This window comes from Paenibacillus sp. J22P90 (genome assembly GCF_059692195.1).
The window spans coordinates 42,571-60,713 of record NZ_JCAUAY010000006.1 but is presented as its reverse complement, the minus strand read 5'-3'; the positions used below and the strand labels follow the sequence as shown (position 1 = coordinate 60,713).

General features: G+C 45.6%; 15 protein-coding genes. 7 read left to right on the top strand and 8 right to left on the bottom strand.

Features of this window, described 5'->3' with window-relative positions; genetic code table 11:
* Positions 1-24: 24 nt before the first annotated feature.
* The 4 genes from AC58UX_RS20475 to AC58UX_RS20460 all read left to right on the top strand — a co-directional run bounded on the left by AC58UX_RS20475 (position 25) and on the right by AC58UX_RS20460 (position 4,092).
* The gene (locus AC58UX_RS20475; protein WP_497256079.1) at positions 25-900 is read left to right on the top strand and encodes a carbohydrate ABC transporter permease; all 876 of its coding nucleotides are present in this window, start codon (positions 25-27) and stop codon (positions 898-900) included.
* 79 nt (positions 901-979) lie between these two features.
* Positions 980-2,515: an extracellular solute-binding protein gene (locus AC58UX_RS20470; RefSeq protein ID WP_497256077.1), complete on the top strand. Its 1,536-nt coding sequence runs from the start codon at positions 980-982 to the stop codon at positions 2,513-2,515.
* Positions 2,516-2,674: 159 nt separating this feature from the next.
* Complete coding sequence (locus AC58UX_RS20465; RefSeq protein WP_497256075.1) at positions 2,675-3,562, top strand: LysR family transcriptional regulator; 888 nt, start codon at positions 2,675-2,677, stop codon at positions 3,560-3,562.
* A gap of 92 nt (positions 3,563-3,654) precedes the next feature.
* On the top strand, positions 3,655-4,092 hold the full coding sequence (locus AC58UX_RS20460) for a rhodanese-like domain-containing protein (RefSeq protein WP_497256073.1): 438 nt from the start codon (positions 3,655-3,657) through the stop codon (positions 4,090-4,092).
* Between the two features lie 71 nt (positions 4,093-4,163).
* Here the strand turns inward: AC58UX_RS20460 and AC58UX_RS20455 are convergent, their stop codons facing one another.
* Complete coding sequence (locus AC58UX_RS20455) at positions 4,164-4,706, bottom strand: MarR family transcriptional regulator (RefSeq protein WP_497256071.1); 543 nt, start codon at positions 4,704-4,706, stop codon at positions 4,164-4,166.
* A gap of 36 nt (positions 4,707-4,742) precedes the next feature.
* A complete protein-coding gene (locus AC58UX_RS20450; RefSeq protein ID WP_497256069.1) occupies positions 4,743-5,465 on the bottom strand; it encodes a siderophore-interacting protein in 723 nt (240 codons plus the stop codon).
* 167 nt (positions 5,466-5,632) lie between these two features.
* Between AC58UX_RS20450 and AC58UX_RS20445 the strand changes: the two genes are divergently transcribed.
* Positions 5,633-6,865 (top strand): MFS transporter, encoded by a 1,233-nt coding sequence (locus tag AC58UX_RS20445; RefSeq protein ID WP_497256067.1) that lies wholly within the window; start codon positions 5,633-5,635, stop codon positions 6,863-6,865.
* A 160-nt stretch (positions 6,866-7,025) separates the two neighbouring features.
* Positions 7,026-7,214 (top strand): helix-turn-helix domain-containing protein, encoded by a 189-nt coding sequence (locus AC58UX_RS20440; protein ID WP_497256065.1) that lies wholly within the window; start codon positions 7,026-7,028, stop codon positions 7,212-7,214.
* Here the strand turns inward: AC58UX_RS20440 and AC58UX_RS20435 are convergent.
* From AC58UX_RS20435 to AC58UX_RS20425, 3 genes are all read right to left on the bottom strand, one after another.
* Positions 7,211-7,942 (bottom strand): suppressor of fused domain protein, encoded by a 732-nt coding sequence (locus tag AC58UX_RS20435; protein WP_497256063.1) that lies wholly within the window; start codon positions 7,940-7,942, stop codon positions 7,211-7,213. The two genes, AC58UX_RS20440 and AC58UX_RS20435, sit on opposite strands and share 4 nt — an antisense overlap.
* A 127-nt stretch (positions 7,943-8,069) precedes the next feature.
* Positions 8,070-12,938, bottom strand: coding sequence for a carboxypeptidase regulatory-like domain-containing protein (locus AC58UX_RS20430; RefSeq protein ID WP_497256061.1), 4,869 nt, complete (start codon positions 12,936-12,938; stop codon positions 8,070-8,072).
* A gap of 176 nt (positions 12,939-13,114) precedes the next feature.
* Positions 13,115-15,313, bottom strand: coding sequence for a YhgE/Pip family protein (locus tag AC58UX_RS20425; protein WP_497256059.1), 2,199 nt, complete (start codon positions 15,311-15,313; stop codon positions 13,115-13,117).
* 165 nt (positions 15,314-15,478) lie between these two features.
* On the opposite strand from AC58UX_RS20425, the gene AC58UX_RS20420 reads away from it, so the two are divergent.
* Positions 15,479-16,369: a LysR family transcriptional regulator gene (locus AC58UX_RS20420; RefSeq protein ID WP_497256057.1), complete on the top strand. Its 891-nt coding sequence runs from the start codon at positions 15,479-15,481 to the stop codon at positions 16,367-16,369.
* Between the two features lie 8 nt (positions 16,370-16,377).
* Here the strand turns inward: AC58UX_RS20420 and AC58UX_RS20415 are convergent, their stop codons facing one another.
* From AC58UX_RS20415 to AC58UX_RS20405, 3 genes are read right to left on the bottom strand one after another with little or no spacing between them, the layout of a single operon-like run.
* Positions 16,378-17,346 carry an NAD(P)-dependent alcohol dehydrogenase gene (locus AC58UX_RS20415; RefSeq protein WP_497256055.1) on the bottom strand — a complete coding sequence of 323 codons (969 nt, stop codon included), beginning with the start codon at positions 17,344-17,346 and terminating at the stop codon, positions 16,378-16,380.
* A gap of 32 nt (positions 17,347-17,378) precedes the next feature.
* The gene (locus AC58UX_RS20410) at positions 17,379-17,600 is read right to left on the bottom strand and encodes a helix-turn-helix transcriptional regulator (protein WP_497256053.1); all 222 of its coding nucleotides are present in this window, start codon (positions 17,598-17,600) and stop codon (positions 17,379-17,381) included.
* Between the two features lies 1 nt (position 17,601).
* The gene (locus AC58UX_RS20405; RefSeq protein ID WP_497256051.1) at positions 17,602-18,048 is read right to left on the bottom strand and encodes a hypothetical protein; all 447 of its coding nucleotides are present in this window, start codon (positions 18,046-18,048) and stop codon (positions 17,602-17,604) included.
* Between the last annotated feature and the right edge of the window lie 95 nt (positions 18,049-18,143).

Here is an 18,143-nt window from a genome sequence, read left to right as displayed (position 1 = left end):
AATCTGTCAAAAGGATGTGAAAGGATGAACCTGCGTAGCAAAGGTCAGCTTATCTTCGACTGCTTCAATTATACCGTGTTATTTCTTATCTCGATGTCGATGCTGCTTCCGTTTTTATTTGTTCTAAGCGGTTCCTTCACGGCATCGGAGGAGCTTCTGCAAAAGGGTGTGGTATTGATTCCAACCCAATTTTCACTTGATGCGTACAATTATATATTTTCTACAGAAACGCTGTTCAGAAGTCTTTTGGTTACGATATTCATCACCGTCGCGGGGACACTGGTCAATCTGATCTTTACCATTCTAATGGCCTATCCGCTTGCGCGTAACCAGTTGTTGTTTCGCCGTCCGATCATGTTGATGATTGTGTTCTCTATGTTGTTCAGTGGGGGAATGATTCCGACTTTTCTCATTGTAAAAACGCTCGGACTGTTGGGGAGCTATTGGGCATTAATTATTCCTGGCGCAATCAGCGCATTTAATTTGATCATTCTAAAAAACTTTTTCCAGCAGCTTCCTGACGGTCTGGAAGAAGCGGCAAAAATCGATGGCTGCAACGATCTCGGTATTTTGCTCAAAATCGTACTTCCGCTTTCGCTTCCAGCTGTTGCGACCTTTTCACTTTTCTATGCAGTGGGTCATTGGAATACGTTTTTTAACGCAATTTTGTACATAAATGATGCAACCAAGTGGCCGATCCAGGTGCTGCTCAGGCAGATTGTTATTTTATCGGAAGGTGGGATAGGGGACTCCAGTTCATTTGACGAAAGCTTCGTCCCTCCAGCTCAAACGGTAAAGATGGCGACTATTATCGTATCCACGGTGCCAATTTTGATTGTGTATCCGTTCCTTCAAAAGCATTTTGCCAAAGGGGCTTTGATGGGATCGGTTAAAGGGTGAGGGCAATTAGGGCTTATTGCTCATCATCAACTTTGCACAGGTAGTATAATCTTATTGACGGAAAAGGGAGGCAAAATCGATGTACAGAAAGAACAGATTTGCAAAACAAACGGCCGTTATGGTTAGCTTGGTCACGGTGACAGCGGTATTGGCATCAGGCTGTGCCGATCAGGGAGCAAAGGGTACGCAGGAAGGCTCTGGGCAGGATCCGATTGCCAAAGCGCCGGCAGTACCGCAAAAGGTGAAAATGATGATTCCTTATTGGAATCCCGAGCCGCCTAAGCAGGATACTGAGCCTATGAATAAAATTCAGGAGTATACGAAATCGAAATTGGAAATTATGTGGACGCCTGCCGTTGCTTATAAGGATAAATTGAATGCGGGAATCGCTGGTCAGGACCTGCCGCAAGTTGTGTACGTGCTCGCCGATGCCAATAAGGATGCCGGCTTTGTAAATGCGGTGCGCTCCGGTATGTTTTGGGAAATCGGGCCTTATCTGAAGGAGTATCCGAATTTAAGCAAGCTGAACCCGCAAATGTTGAAGGATAGCTCGGTGGATGGGAAGGTTTACGGCATCTATAAGGACTTTCCGCAGGCGAGGGACGGCATCATGATCCGTAAGGATTGGTTGGACAGCCTTGGCTTGAAGGAGCCAAAGACACTGGACGAGTTGCTTTCGGTAATGAAGGCCTTTGCGCAAAAGGATCCTGATAAGAATGGCAAAAACGATACGTTCGGCTTCAGTGTCAATTCCGATGTTACTGGCTTTAACAGCTTTGTTACCTATTTGGGAGGCTCGAACAGTTGGGAGTATAAGGACAATAAGATTGTGCCTTCGTTTATGACTAAGCCTTATATGGATGCACTTAAGCTATATAAGCAGCTGTACGATGAAAATATTATCAATCGTGACTTTGCAGTGTTGAAAAACGCCTACGAGCTAATGAACAAAGGGAAGACGGGCGCACACATGGGTCCGCTTGACGACGTAGAATCCAGATTCGGCGATTTGTTCAAAGGCTTTCCTAACGCGCAGCTGGATGTCATCAGCTCTGTAGAAGGCCCAAGCGGATTGCGTGTAAATACGAGGGGGATTTTTCCACCGCAGTTCACATTCCCGAAAATTAATATTAAAACGGAAGCGGAATTAAAAGGTGTTCTGGCCTTTATGGATAAAATGGCAGACAAGGACATGCAGAATATGTTCACATGGGGGCTGGAAAATACCCATTACAAAATGGAAAATAACAAGCCGGTCCGCACGGATCCAGTGAAGTTTACGACGGATATTGCGGCGCTGGACTTCCTGCGCTACGATGACGGCAGTCAAGCGATGAAGGGCACCCTGCCTCCTGTGGTTGAGAAATATAAACGACTGCAAGCGGAGGCCATGAAGATCGCAATTCCGAATCCAGTGCAGGCGTTGATTTCGCCGACCTTTACCGATAAAGGCTCGGAGTTGAGCAAAGTGATTAACGATGCCAGAACCAAGTTTATTATGGGAGAAATCAATGAGGCCGGCTGGAATACAGCAGTGGAACTGTGGAAGAAAAACGGCGGTGACCAGGTTATCAAGGAGTATACCGAGCAATATGATAAGGTGAGTAAAAAATAAAGGCAAAATTGATAGGCAAAAGAGCGTTCTCTCACCGGATGGTGAGAGGGCGCTTTACATTTTTATGACAGGTTATTGAAGTGCTCACCACCTTGCTTCTTCAAATTACAGGCACTATGCTAAGAATAGCTGAGTTGATTGGAGAAGGGAGTTAACCCTATGGAAATGACATATTTAAAGACATTTCGTGAAGTGGCAAAATGGGGAAGTTACACCCGAGCCGCGGAAACGCTGGGATATGCGCAGTCCAGCATAACGGCACAAATTCAGAAGCTCGAGGAATCCTACGGCGTGGTTCTACTGGAACGTTTCGGACGGAATATGAAATTAACGATGGCCGGGGAAGCACTTCTGCAATATGCCAACGATATTCATCGCTTGCATGAAGAGTCCAAGGAAGTCGTATCCATGCAATCCAAGGGGACACTCACGATAGGGACGATCGAGACGCAAGCGGCTTTTTATCTCCCCCCGTATCTACAGGCGTATCGTCGCGAGTACCCGGACGTCAACATTGTCATTCAGCCAGGTAATGAGCCTTTTATTATCGAATCGGTGAAAGAGGGCGTTCTGGACATTGGGATTATTTTGGACCCACCCTTTACGGATCCAGAGCTGGACTGCACGATTTTAAGAGAAGAACCATTAGTCATTATTGCAAGTTCTGATCATAAATTAGCTGGACAAAACGAAGTCCGTGTGGAAGATCTAGCAAACGAATCCTTGATCTTGACTGAGGACGGCTGTACATACCGAGCGATGCTGCTTAAAGTGTTGAAAGGACATCAAGTGAGCTACAAGTTATCTTACGAATTCGGTAATCTGGAAGCGATCAAACAGTGTGTAACCTACGGACTGGGTATAGCATTGGTGCCCCAAATTGCCGTTGCCGAGGAAATCCGAAAAGGACAGATTGTTGCCATACCTTTTGTTCATCCGGAGTGTAAATTCTATACGCAATTAATTATCGCGAAGAAAAAGTGGAGATCGAAAGCCTATCTTGGTTTCCTAGAGCTAATCGGTGGCACTAACTATCGAAATGATTGAAGTTAAGTATCGATAACTATCGATAACTCCAATGTAGGGTGCTGTGTTACATTTACATCAAGAAATCGACAAACCTACTGGAGGTAACCCAAATGACCATTCAAACGCGTAAATCCCTCGTTCTCGAGACACCTGCCGCATCGCCAGAGCATACGCACCGACACTATATGAACAAGCTTTCTGTTGAAACAGATGTAGCGGATGTCCGATATGACATGCAAAATGGCCTCAACGATTTCCTGCTCATCGATGTTCGCAGTGCGAAGGCCTATGGAGAATGCCACGTTCCAGGTGCTATTAATCTTCCTTCGAACCAAATCAGCGAAGAAACGACAGCTTCATTTTCGAAAGAGCAAACGATCGTCGTTTATTGCTGGGGGCCGGCTTGCAATGGCGGTACCAAAGGGGCAGCTCGACTTTCAGGCCTTGGTTTCAAGGTGAAAGAGATGCTAGGAGGCATTGAGTATTGGCGAAAAGAGGGGAACGAGGTGGAAGGGACGCTCGGCGAAGCGGCGCCTTTGATCGGTTAGGGAATGACACTTAACACATGAAGGGCCTTGATCGTTTTGCCGGGAGGCAGACGAACAAAGCCCTTTTCATTTTACGCGTCGGTATCGGTATCTTCTGAAGGAGGACCCGAAATCACTTGATCCATTTTGCACATAGAATCATCCAGTGCCCTTGATAAGTCGCCCATTAATTTGGAAATGAACGTCAGTTCTGCATTGGAATAAGGTGAAATGAACTGTAGGAATTGTTCTTTCACCATGTCATGATAGTGATTATGTGCGTGATACACTTGCTTGCCTTCCATTGTCAACTGGTAATGCACTTCTTTCATGTTGCCAGGTACCGGTGCTTTCTCAATCCAGCCACGGGCAAGCAGTTTGGCACTGATTTTGGTAATGGCACCCTTGGTCATCGCCATCTTCTCAGCAAGCCGTGTAACATTGATCGAGTCCATATGGCCGATTTGTTCAATAACATGCACTTCTGACAAGGTTAAATCGCGGGTAACGTTGGAGATTCCCCAGTCCTGAGCAAGCTGCAGCATGAGCTTTTTTTCTTTTTCTTCATAGGCCTCGAATTGATGGAACAGCTTTTGAAGGTGGACAAACAAATGATTTTTTTCTTGTGCATTCATGTGCTTTAGCCTCCGACTAGCCAATGCTTAGTTGCTTTATTCAAGTCCCCGCTTACCTGGCATCCAAAAGGGCTTCACTTTAATTTGACGGTTATCCCATTGATGATGTTCTTTCAAATAGTTACGCATCTCGACGCAGACTCGACCATCGCCGCCTACATAAACCATTCCTTTTCCTTGCGCTTGCTTTAAAACTGGTTCTACTTGTGCAATCAACTGCTGTACGGGATTTGCAGGCCATTCATAGAAAGAGAGCGGTGAGGTTCCATCCAGATCGGTGAAAAAATCTTTTTTATGCTCCCCATATATATAGCTAAATACTTGTTTGTGAGGGGGGATATGGCGATTAATTTCATATAAATGGGCTAACGATGAGATGTCCCCGATAAGGATGTAGTAATCAGGAAAATCATCATAGACAAATTTCCCTTTAGGTCCTGTGAAATAAACGGTGTCCCCCTGCTGTAGACGCTTAGCCCAACTAGCGCCAGAACCTGAGGAAAACGTGCAAACGGCCATTTCGATGACCTGTGATGTCGGATCATAACGCCAGACGGAATAGGTTCTGATCATTTCCATGAGTTTGACTTGTTGATCTACGCCTACCAATACACGCAGAAACTCACCAGGCGTATAGGAAATACCTTTCCCACTTTGCAGCTCAAGAGAAACTCTAAACGTATGTTCAGCTATTTGTTGCTTATGGAGGACGATAGCCTTATGTGAAATGGCTTTACCTAAGTTTTCTAACATTCCCATTGTAACAGCTCCTTCAACATTTTGTTTCCTTGGAAACAATGTAACATGACGGAGAGCTAAAAGCAAAGACAAAATAACGATACAACTCATCCTGCATTAGGCGTATAATAAACCTGTTTACATTCATGAGACGGGACAGCCCAACCTCTATTACTCTATGATAAGGCGTGAGCCAATTGCGTTTTTTTACTTCCAAAGATTCTGTCCTGAGTCATCCATCGTTCAACAAATTCTGGATTTCGCGCATGTTCTCCTCGTCTTCGTTCCAGATGCTTTCCGTCGCGATCGGATGGCAAATGTATGACTTAACCCATGATGCCTTCAGTCTCGGTTTCGTGGGACTTGCCCAGTTTGTGCCGATGGTGCTGCTTACCTTCGTTGTTGGGCAGGTCGCAGACCGATTCGACCGTCGAAAGATTGTCTTCATCTGTCAGATCATCGAGGCTCTGATTGCGGCATTGCTGTTGTTCGGCAATCTTCATGGCTGGCTGGGCCGCGAAGAAATTTTGGTGGCGGCTGCCATACTCGGCGCTTGTCGCGCCTTTGAAGGACCTTCCTCCTCTGCGCTGCTACCGCAGTTAGTGCCAAATGCCATACTGCAGCAGGCGATTGCCTGGAGCACCTCCGTCGGACAGACCTCCCAAATCGTCGGTCCATCGTTAGGGGGACTACTATTCTCGATAGGACCTACTTTCGTTTATGGTACGGCAGCTATTGCTTTGCTCGGTGCTGGTATCCTTACGTTTTTCATTCGCATGGAGCCGATCCAACGCAAGTTCGAGCCTGTCACCATGCGTTCTGTTTTTATGGGACTGACGTTTATTTATCGAAAACCGATCATTCTAGGAACGATCTCGCTGGATCTCTTTGCTGTTCTATTAGGCGGAGCGACAGCGCTTTTACCTATCTTTGCACAAGACATTTTGCACACGGGACCTGTGGGACTAGGGCTTATGCGAACTTCACCGGCGATAGGCGCTTTGTTGATGTCGATCGTGTTGGCGTATTTTCCGCTAAAACAATCCGTCGGACTTAAGTTGTTCGGGGCACTCGCGGTCTTTGGACTGGCAACAATGCTATTCGCCATATCGACGAACCTGTTCGTCTCCTTATTCGCGCTATTCCTCGTTGGCGCTTCGGACGTGGTCAGTGTCGTAATTAGGTCCTCCCTCGTACAGCTGCAAACGCCGGATGAGATGCGTGGCCGAGTCAACGCTGTGAACTCGCTTTTCATCGGGACGTCGAATCAGCTTGGCGAGTTCGAATCGGGTATCGTGGCGGGGTTCATCGGAGCGGCTCCCGCTGCATTCGTTGGTGGCATAGGGACGCTTGCTGTGGCGGGCTTATGGATGTATCTGTTTCCATCGCTACGGCGACTGCGGTCGTTATCAGGAAGTTAAGCAAAACCACCTCGAGCTTGTGCACTTTTGTGCAGGCTTGAGGGGTTATTTGTTTCGAATAAAAGCCGTAAACCTTGGTTAGGCTGTGGGTAACATTCTTTTGTACAAAGGGGACATATGTATGAAATTTGAAATTGGACGCTGTCTGTTACAGGAACGCATGACAGAACACGGAACAACGCTGCTCGAATTAGCCCGGGAGTTGCACTACAAGCCGGAGCGATTGGTCGACTATATGGAAAATAAGAGAATCATGCCTTTGAAAGCAGCCATATCGATTGCGGATACCATCGGTTGTCAGGTGAACGACTTGTATGAGTTGATTGGAGTTGGTTCTAACCCTACTTAGAAAAACCCGAACCGTTTTTTGCACGTATTTTTACGTCGAGGATCAAGAATCGGACTAACGCCAGCTTTGTCGAGTTTGTCGAATAGCGCCTCGGCACCCTGATTTAGCTTATAGTCCATTTCTTCGCTATAGAGCGGAGTAAGGCTGAAAAAATGAATTTCTTTTTCCGGCGAGATGGTAAGTGTGAAGAACTCATTAATCTGCTTCACGATGGAGGGAATCGTTAGCATCATGCCCATCAGCTTCGTATTGCTTGCATACGGTTCGGCGGGATTGTTATTGGGAATCGTGTGGGCAGCATATAGCCATGTGTTGTATTCATGTGGAAGGCGTGCAAGAGTTTTTAGACTGCGGATAGGCCAGTAATTTTCTTCCTTCTGAATGCTTTCGTGCGATAGCTGCCAATCCGAGGGGAGACAGATCATGAGTTCGGCATAGCGGAAAGCTTCCGCGCCTGCAGGTACTGTCATTGGCAAATTGCTCATTCCTGAGGTTACCAATGTGATGTAATTGCGCTCCTTGGTTGGAGCTACGTAAAGTACGTCAATATGAACCAAGTCGGAGACGATTTCATGGAATACGGATTCGATGGGTCCGATATACTTCTCCACATGCTGAGAGATGAGTTCGATTGAAGCCTCATCTCCATGAGCGAAAGTAAAAGGTCGATCTGATGCTTGATGGCGATATATGGTGCTGCCGCCTGAGGATTGCTCTTTCGTATTCATAGGGTCCTCCATCTGACATTAGAATTAAGATAACTATATCGGAATTTGTTGGAATTGGGAATATTTAGTTTTTAATTTTTACAATGAAAAACCCACTCTCATGAAAATAGAGTGGGTTTTTCTGATGCTATGAAGAAGAATCCGTAATGATAATTTCAAAATCAGGCACGAGCGAGTTATCGCTAGAGTATCTCAGACTGTCCGTTGCGTTTGTGATGTAAGTAAGCACAACGGGGAATGTTGACGTATGTCCAAATGTGAGGTCAAACCTATTAGTGTTTGGAGAAGTGCTCGTGCCGTGTAAAGCGAGGTAACCGTTTTGGTTACGTGCGGATACAGAATCGAACATGTTCCCTATTACATTTTGATCGAATACAAGGTGGTAAGTGTCGGAGCTTGCTGATTGTGTTGGGTAGTAAGATGTTATAACACGCATACCGTTAATAATTCGACGTATCGTACTTTCTGTTAGCACATTGCCATGAGCTGTGTAGGCGGCCTCCAAATTATTGACTAGATCAGACCAGTTAAGTCCAATAATGCTTGGTAGATTACCGGCTGTGAACAGTAGCGCATTCACAATATTCAAGTTTTGATTGGCAATCGCCTGCTCGATTAATGCAGCTTGTCTGCTTACTGTAATATCCGTTGCAATCGGAATATCCGTGTAGCCAACTCGAACCGTTAATTTCTCGATGTGAAGAGGACTTTCCAGAGCCGATTGCCTTACTTCAAAGCTATATACACCGTTGCCTTTGTTGAGGAAGTTCGAGAAAAGGGCAGAGTCGTCTACTCCTCGGAACGTTTGATTAATCACTGCCTTTATATCCTGTGAAGTGAGGCCCGTATTACCCTCGTTGTATAAATTGGCCACTTTGAACGTTACGACAACGTTGGTTTCCGCACTATTCAAGTGTTGGCTAATTATTTGAGTAATTGGATTATTATTTCGAATGGAGAAGCTCGGCACTCTAGAAACCAGATCATTCAATTGTGTGCGACTGAGCGGTCCTACGGCTCCTAAAAACGTGTCCAAGATAACTTGTTTTACATACTGAACGTTCGTTTCATCCGAGTGATAAACGCCATTTGCAAATAATGTCTCTCTATTAAATGCTTCCCAAGTCGAATGGATGCCTTCGCTATAATCGAATAATGCTTGGTTGAGTATGGCGTTAGAGCTGTATTCGCTAATGATACTTTGCAGCAAATTGTAAGCTTGGGAATTCTGTAACCCTGCGAACTCCTGACGTTTAGCCACTATTGCTCGTTTGTAATTTTCGAATGCACTATCCACGATGTTACCGACACACGTATTCTTCAAATCTTCTAATGTCAGAGATGAAGTTCCTAGACTTGCAGCATAGTCTTGTACAGCACTCAGCGCAAGCTGATCATTCACTGCTTTCAACTCTAGTGTCTTACTTATCCCAGATAACGTGTTCGTTGCTGTAAGTCTAAATTGCCCAATGCCCGTAACATTAAGAATGCCCTCTTGGGTTACGGATGCAATCTCACTAGGCCCAGCACTCCAAACGATGTCTTTAGTCGTCGCATTCGACGGCTCAATAGTAAGTCGAAGCGAATGGGAACTATTGGTTGGAATGCGATCAGAGTTCGTGTAAAGACTTAATCCAATGGATGTGACTGGAATTCCTGCACCTGGCGTCTGGACAGACAATCCTTCCGTTTGCAAGCGTGTACCGTTAAGAGAAAGATCAGAGAGCGAATAAGTGGTCGCGTCCAGACTGCCTTTGAACACGATTTGATAGGCGTTGATCTCATTCTTGTACGAGAACGATGGGAAGGAGTTAAGATCACTAAGTGATTTGTCTATACCGTCGACCTTTACTGTAAAATCGTCAGCCGTATAGCCTTTTAACGAATCACCATTGCTATTTTTGAGCACCAACGTCAGGGTTACTTGCTTTGTTCCCGATGCTTGCTGAACTGGCGTCCCGGCCCAAAGGGAAAGCTGAGGCGACGGTGTAATCGCTTGAAGTGCTGCTTGAATCGCTGATTTGGTCAAAAGCTTATAATTGCCGCGCTTATAGGCAAGCTCCAATAGATGCTCCGCTACAGCGAGCTGTGAAGTTGAGGAGTTGCCTTCTAACTCATATTCATTGAGGAGGCTCTCGGCATTCTGATTGAGCAGGGACCAGTCGTATGTGCCGCTAAAGCCTGACATTAACGCGCGTTGAATGACTGGTGCTGCATTCGCGGTATCTACCCATTCTTGCAACTTCGCAAGAAACACTTGATCATCTGAGAGCGAAAGCAAGTTGTTCGCATCTCTCGTAAAAGCAAATTGGTACAAGTCCAAATTTTGTTCTTTCACATCTTCAAGTCTTGCACCTATGAATTGAGAGTAGGATATTTTCGGTAATTGCGTATTAGTCAAATGAAGACGGATCTCTGACAAATACATCGATACTGATTTGATTACAGTAATGGTGTCAGATGGTGCGGAAACATTGCCAGTAGCATCAACTGCATACAGGACATAGTCTTCTGGAGCGACTGAGGACAGCTGTAATGTGGCTTCTTCGTTCATCAAGGCCGCGGTAATCGTGACGGCGTGTTCTCTGATTACTGCCAGATTAGCTGCAGTCCTTTTTGGCACCAAGTAAAGAGTTGCTGCCTCGTTGACTGTGGCGTTTATAACCTGATGATCAAGCTCAAGGACGCCCGTTGTGACGGAAGACAGCTGTGGAGCAGTCGTATCTATTACCGGCTTATTATAAACGTACCCAGCAGGTAGAGTTTCATTTCGCTCGGAGGAATAGAAAGTGGATACCACATACATCTTCGAAACGTCCTCATTCGCTAGAGCATTTCTCCAACCTTCATCATTGTCTAAAAATGCAGTTCGGTTGCTCGTACCATCGGTGATTAAGTAATTCTTTTGAGGTACGATTTTAATGAATCCGTCATAATTTTGTATGCCGGTTACCTTAATTGCACCAACGAAGCTGTGAAGTGCTGCTTGAAGCTTCGTTATGTCACTGCCAACATCGCAATAGAGATCTAATCCACCCCATCCAATCGGAGCAGAGATTGAAAAGTTAGGAGCAGATAGCTTGGTATTAGCATTGGAAGCATAAACCCCACCGAGCCTGATAGCTCGGTTGAAAACGAACGGTTCTGTGAGATGGATATCATTGAGCAGTAAAATATAAGGAATACTACTATCAGCGTATGCCGCTAACAGCCCGCTCTCAGTTTGGACAGCTACGCCTTGTTCTACATAAAGATTTTTAGTATTTTGCCCCCTATTAACAGTAAACGGCTGCATGGGATACAACATATAGCCTGCTTTTTCAATCGTAAGCGTGTAACTTGCATGTGCAGGGATATTTGTGAAGGTAAAGGTGCCCTCGGCATCCGATGTGACTGTTTGCGTATAACTACTGCCATTTGCTAGCAATGTGACATTTACATTCGCAAATGCAGGGTAGGTGCTTGTTGCATCACTAAGCCTAACAACACCAGTAATGGTTCCAATGGGTTGATATTCTATTGTCCCGATGCTGTTACTATTTGGTGTAACCGTAATTGCAGTTAGCGGCAGTGTAGGCTGATAATTTTCGACAGAGACTTCTTGAATCTTGTAGCCTACAGGCAAACTATAGAATGTGAATTTACCGTTAGCGTCTGTAGCTGTCGTGTAAGAAGTCCCTGGTATTGTAACTAGTGTATAAGGGATGAAATCACCAGTTGTAGACACTGCGTATCCCTCAACATTAGCTGTTTGCTGAACGAGACTGATAGAGAGAGGTTGGGTTCCATTTTGTAGGACAGTTACCGAAATATCTTGCCCCACATAGTTCTCAGCCGAAATCTGGAGCGTATAGCTGCCGACCGGCAAGTCGTTAATTGTAAAGTTTCCAGTTCCATCCGTATATACTGTTGAGTCTGTTCCTTTAATGTGTATAGCGGCTGAAGCTAGAGTACCTCCGTTGCTTGAAGAGATGGTTCCTGAAATACTGCCGGTGACAGGTGACAGTATGATTGTGCCGGTATTATAAACATTCTGTGAAACCGTGAGACTTGGAATATGTATAGAATTGTAATCTTGCTTTATAATGTCGAGTTCGACTACACCGACTGGTATGTTAGTTAGGACAAATGAACCATATGTATCTGTCATTACAGTATAAGTAGTGCCCGTTACAGTAACGAGAGCATTACTTAGCGGTTGATCATTGCTCGACGTAACCAGCCCCTGAATGGTACCTGTCAATTGTGGACTAAAAGCTTTTTCAAGAAGAATGGTTGGTAGCGTTGTTAGGTTGTCCTTCGTTATGTTAAAAGTCTGTGTAATCGTCGTGTAGGTATCCTTCGTTACCGTTAGGCTTTGATTGCCGGTTGGCACAAGACTAAAGTTGAAGTGCCCGTAAGTATCAGTTAATACGCTCATTGAAGGGGTTTGTCCATGAACTGAAACAAGTGCCGACGCTAATGCTTGATGATCAGGGCCATACACATAGCCTGAAACGGAACCGTAAGCTGGGATTTTTCTTAAAATCAAACTGCCCAAGTCGCGAGAGTCCCCACTAAGTATATTGAAAGCCTCTGAAGTAGCCGGCGCGAAGTCAACCTTCTCGACAACAACTTTTGTCTGATAAGTAATAGGGACAGTATGATTGAATTCAAAATAACCAGATTCATCGGTTTGCGTCTCCAAAGTAGTGCCAGTTAGTTTAATCACAGCGCCACTAACCGCTGCGCCCGTCTCATCCAAGACAATCCCTTTAACAGTTCCAAGGGGGGCTTCATGGCTGTAAGGATTAATTTGGCTTAAAAGGCTTTGAATATCACTTTTATTGAAATTGCTAGTCCCCGTAATGGAGTTTGCACCATTTTGAATAGCTTTCACTACATCCTGAATATCAATCCCGTCATTCCCCGGATCCAGCGTATAGCTAGCTAATACCGATGTCGGTAAAGTGCTAGCTAGTAAACAAATACTTATAAAAACCTTTAACTTTCTCATATAAATCTCTCTCCCACATAAGGCTTTTCACATAGTTCTTTAGATATATAAATCGTACCATACGTTGGGAAATATTTGTTGTTTTTTAGCGTTTTTTGTTGAAAATTAATGAGGATTTAATCTTAATTAAAAAGGCTAGGAATCCCCCAAGGGAGTTCCTAGCCTTTCTCATGTATTTATACCGTAACCGGAATTAGCTGTTCATGCTCATCGTCGTTGCTTTCCGTCTTTTTACGAGAAAGAAAGTAAACACTTGTTAGTATCAAGGATGCTACCAGATAGATGCTCAAATAGCCCACTTGATGCCACATTTCAGCATACTGACCGCTGGAAATGACGTAACGGAATCCTTGAATCGCATAGGTCATCGGCAACCAAGGATGTATCGCTTGTGCCCAATCCGGCAGCAGCTCCAGCGGGTAAGTCCCAGCACTTGAAGCCAACTGTAAGATCATTAGCAAAAGAACAACGAATCGCCCTGGTTGATCCAGCCATGTAACCAACATTTGAATGATCAGCATGAAGGTTAGACCGACGACGAAGGTAAAGACGTAAAACAAGGGAATGCTCTGCACTTTCAAGTCCAAAACATAAGCAAGGACGGTTGTTGCAATCAAAGCCTGGAAAGTACTCATTAGACTAAAGGTTAAAAGCTTGCTAACCAACAACTTGAACCCACGCGCGCCTGGCGTGGATGTGCTTCTGGCTGCATAGATCGTCGTAAAAACTAGCGAGCCTGCGAACAGAGCCATCGAAATGAAATAAGGAGCAATACCGTTCGCGTAGATCGCAACCTTGCGGTCGTCATTTGCTGTAATTTTAACGGGCTCTGCCAACATTTTAATCGTGTTGTCATCTGCTTTGACAGCTGCGGTTTTCTCCGCAGCCTCGTTTAATTTGGCAGCAAGCTCGCCGCTGCCATCCACCAATTTCGGTGCGCCTTCATCAAGCGCAGTCGCACCCTCATTCAGCTGCGCGGCGCCGCTTGCTACTTTATGGATGCCCGCGGTCATTTGCGTCATGCCGCTGGCAAGATCTCCTGCGCCGGTGCTGACTTGCGCCGCGCCGGTTTGCAGCTTGGCGCCGCCTTCAGTTAGCTGAGGCAGCTTCGAATTAAAGGTGTGCAGGCCATCCGCCAGCTGCTGACCGCCTGTTTGGAGTTGCGTTGCCCCAGCAACTAATTGTTGTTGTCCGTCACGGAGCTTTTCGGCTCCAGTGACTAGCTTGTCGGTGGCAGATGCCACGGTCTGACTACCTGTGAGAAGCTTCTTTTCGGCGTCATGTAATTTCTTATTTCCTTCAGCAACCTCTTTACTGGCGGCAAGGAGCTTGGTGACTGTAGCATTTGAAGCTAGATCAGGATGCGCCGCGACAAAAGCCTCAAGACCTGAGGCGACCTGTGCGGAGCCGTCTTCCAGTTTGTCACTAGCGCTTAGGGCTGATGTGAGCCCATCGACCAGCTGCGTGCTGCCTTTGGAAGAGGAGGCAAGGCCGGAGGCCAATTGATCCGCTCCTGTTTGGGAGGCCTGCAATCCTGATACTAAAGAGGCTGCGCCTGCTGCTGTTTTCTGAGCACCTTGCTCCAGCTGTGCGCCGGCATCTTGCAGTTGACTCGCTCCGCTCGCTAACGCAGCGGCACCTTTGCTAACTTCCAGCGCGCCAGTGCTGAGTGCAGTTGCCCCTTTTTGTAACAAAACGGCATTGTCATCTAATTGCTTGGTACCGTCCGCAAGGATGACTAAGTTGGATTTTACTTGATGAATCCCATCACTTAAGGATTTTGCGCCAGCGTTGAGATCGGAGGCACCTTTACCAGCTTCGCCGAGCCCGTTCGAAATGGTTTCGAACTCAGAAAGAATACTTGTAGAGTAGGCCTCTGTAAGTGTTTTGGATAGCTTGTTTTTCAATTCCTTCGTTGCACTTTCTCCAATCTGACCGGCAACAAAGTTGTAATAGCTATTAGATTCGAAAATGATTTCAGCCTGCTTCGGATTGCCACTTGTAATCGAAGCTGCATCTGCTGAGAACGAAGCGGGCACCGTAATCGTGGCATAATAATGGTTATTTCTCATCCCCTGTGCCGCATCCTCGGCATTCATAAAGCCCCAGGAAAAGTTTTCGTTTTTGCGTAACTCATCCATAAATTCATTCCCGATATTCCGTGACTCTCCCTCGAAAGTGGCGCCTTGATCCAGATTGACGACAGCGATCGGCAGTTTCTCGAGTTGACCGTAGGGATCCCAAGTTCCTTTAATTAAGAAGCCACTATATAAAATAGGGACTAATGCAACCGCGATGAATGTGATGATCATCATAGGGTTTCTAATAAAGCGGCGAAATTCGCCAGCGAATACTTGAAAAATGTTTTTTTTCAATTGCGATGCTCCTTTACTTGTGACAATCGTCGTTAATGATGTTCCCTTTTTCCAAACAATTATTCGGCAAGGTTATTCGTGTTACTGTATAATACCATCGACACATGATAAAATATATTTAAGTTTAATTTACTTATATAAATAAAAAGTTAAGGATGAGCAGCGTTGAATATTATACAGCTCCAATATTTCGTTGATTCTGCAGAGTCTGGATCGTTTACAGAAACAGCCAAAAAGCACGGAATTACCGTCCCCGCGGTCAGTCAATCCATAAGCCAGCTTGAGAATGAATTAGAAGCTACGCTTTTTACCCGTTCCAAAAAAGGCATTGCTCTTACACAGGATGGGTTTAAGGCGATGAAATATGCGCGTACGATACTAACTAACTTTCGTAATATGAAAAATGAGCTTGTGAAGTCCAATCCCATCAATGCGGGCAATATTATCATCGCTACGATACCTGGTATGGTGTCATTGGTGACGAACTCCACGATTACGTTTATGGGTATCTATCCTCATATTAATGTTCAACTTTTGGAGGGTGATAATACAGCGGTGATGAATCAGGTTATGAAAGGGGAAGCGGATATGGGGTTTGTTTCCTTGTCTCGCGAGAGTCAAGACGAATCGTTCACCTGGGAGCCGGTCATTCGCGGGGAGGCTGTCATTGTTGTCAACAAGCAATCCCCGTTACGATTTCTTCCTGCCATAACCAGTGCGGACTTACATAATGAAGTTTTCGTTATTTATAAAGATGCTTATATTGAAAAGATTGCAGCAGAGCTGATTTCCGGAGATTCCGGCAACCGCATTGCGTTAACGACCAATAACACACAAGCCATCATGCAAATGGTTAGCCGCGGCAATGCCATTACGATCGCAACGGATTACATTGTGATGACGATGCCAGAGAAGTTCAAGAGCGAGGTCGTGACGATCCCGATCGGCAAATATCGCAAATACCCGAATTATTTGTGGAGGATTACGAAGAAGGATGTGGAAGTGTCCGCGATTATTAAGGAGTATACGCAGCATTTGTTTGCGAATTTGGAGTGAGGGGAGGACTAACCCCCAAAAGTAATCACAACATTCCCCTTCTTACGCCCAGTCTCCACATACCAGTGAGCCTCTGCCATTTGTTCCAGAGGGTAGCCTTTATCAATCACCGCTTTTAACTGCCCCGTATCAAAAAGCTCCGCGAGAAGGACGAGATTCTCTTTCTTCTGTTGTAAGCCGGAAGCTTTGAACTTGGCTTTTTTGCTGCCGATCTTGGATGTCCATAGCATCTGAAGCAATATGCCTAGCGATGGAACTGTGGAGAGATAGATCCCGCTGGGGGATAGCGAGTTCTTGCATTGTGAAAATGAACGCTTACCTACCGCGTCGAAAATAACATCATAAGTCCGACCATTCTTGGTGAAATCCTCTTTGGTATAGTCACTGACGAGGTCGGCCCCCAGAGATTGCACTAAGGCTGCGTTTGTGGAACTGCACACCCCTGTTACTTCAGCGCCAAAGTACTTAGCGAGTTGTACCGCATAAGCCCCTACGGAGCCAGAAGCACCGTTGATCAATACCTTTTGTCCGCGCCCAAGAAGTGCCGTATCTCGGAGAAATGTCAATGCCGTTAAGCCTCCGTCACAGAGGCCCACAGCTTCCTCAAAACTCGCATTGGCCGGAAGGATAGCAAGTAGGCCAGTTTCAGGCAGGCAGGTGTACTCCGCATAGGCACCGAATTTTGTCGGACTAATACCGGAAACGCGGTCGCCAACCTTGAAGGAAGTCACGCTTTTGCCCACAGCCTCAACTTCCCCAGCCAACTCCACACCAAGGATCGGATGTTTCGGTCTAGCCAAACCGTACATCAGTCGAATGAAGAAAGGATCAGCCTTACGAAAAGCGCAGTCCGAAGGCGTGACGATAGCGGCATGTAGTTTGATCCGCACTTCATCATCCTTAGGTGTCGGTTTGTCTACCTCTTTGAGCTGAAGAACTTCGGGTGTTCCGTACTTCGTACACACAATCGCTCTCATTGAAATTCCTCCTGGTTGGTAGATGATCTTCCTCACACCTGTTCATTCTCGATAAAGAAAACATCTTCCAACGGTAATTTGAAGACACCAGCAATGCGAAAAGCTAATTCCAAAGAAGGGGAGTATTTGCCCTGTTCGAGGGCGACGATGGTTTGCCTTGTTACCCCCGCTTTATCCGCCAACTGTTGTTGGGTCATTTCATTCTGATTAAAACGTAATTTTCGTATATGATTGCTGATCAGAAGTTTACCCATGCTAGACTCCTTTGCGATAGTGGTAGAGCTGTGTGGTTATTCCTGCCATCTCAGAGAGGATTCCTGAGCATAAGAGGATGATGAACATGGTAGAAGGAGACATCTCGAAGACGAGGGATCCCATAGCTAGAAGGAAGCCGAGTATAAAGACATAGTGGGAGGTTCTGGTGGCTTTCAAATCAATCAATTTGTCGAGTTCGTCTGAGAAAGAGGGTTCCACTTCTTTGGTGGTTATGCGGTAGATGATATTGAAAATGATCGCAATGATAATTTTAGCTACGATGGATACGGGGATTAAGATTAAAATGGTAGCCGCCCAAAAGCGGAAGGTTTCCGTCGTGTCCATTTGCATGTCGTGAAATTTTTGAAAGACATACCAACAATAGCAACCAAAAATAAGCAAAGTACTTAGGAAAGAGACGATATGCTTTCTCTCTTGATAGGACATTCTTCCATGCCTCCTGTACGTTAATGGTAACATTTAGTAAAGTGTTCTATACACAATGTAACTTATACCAGACATTAAGTCAACTATACAATACA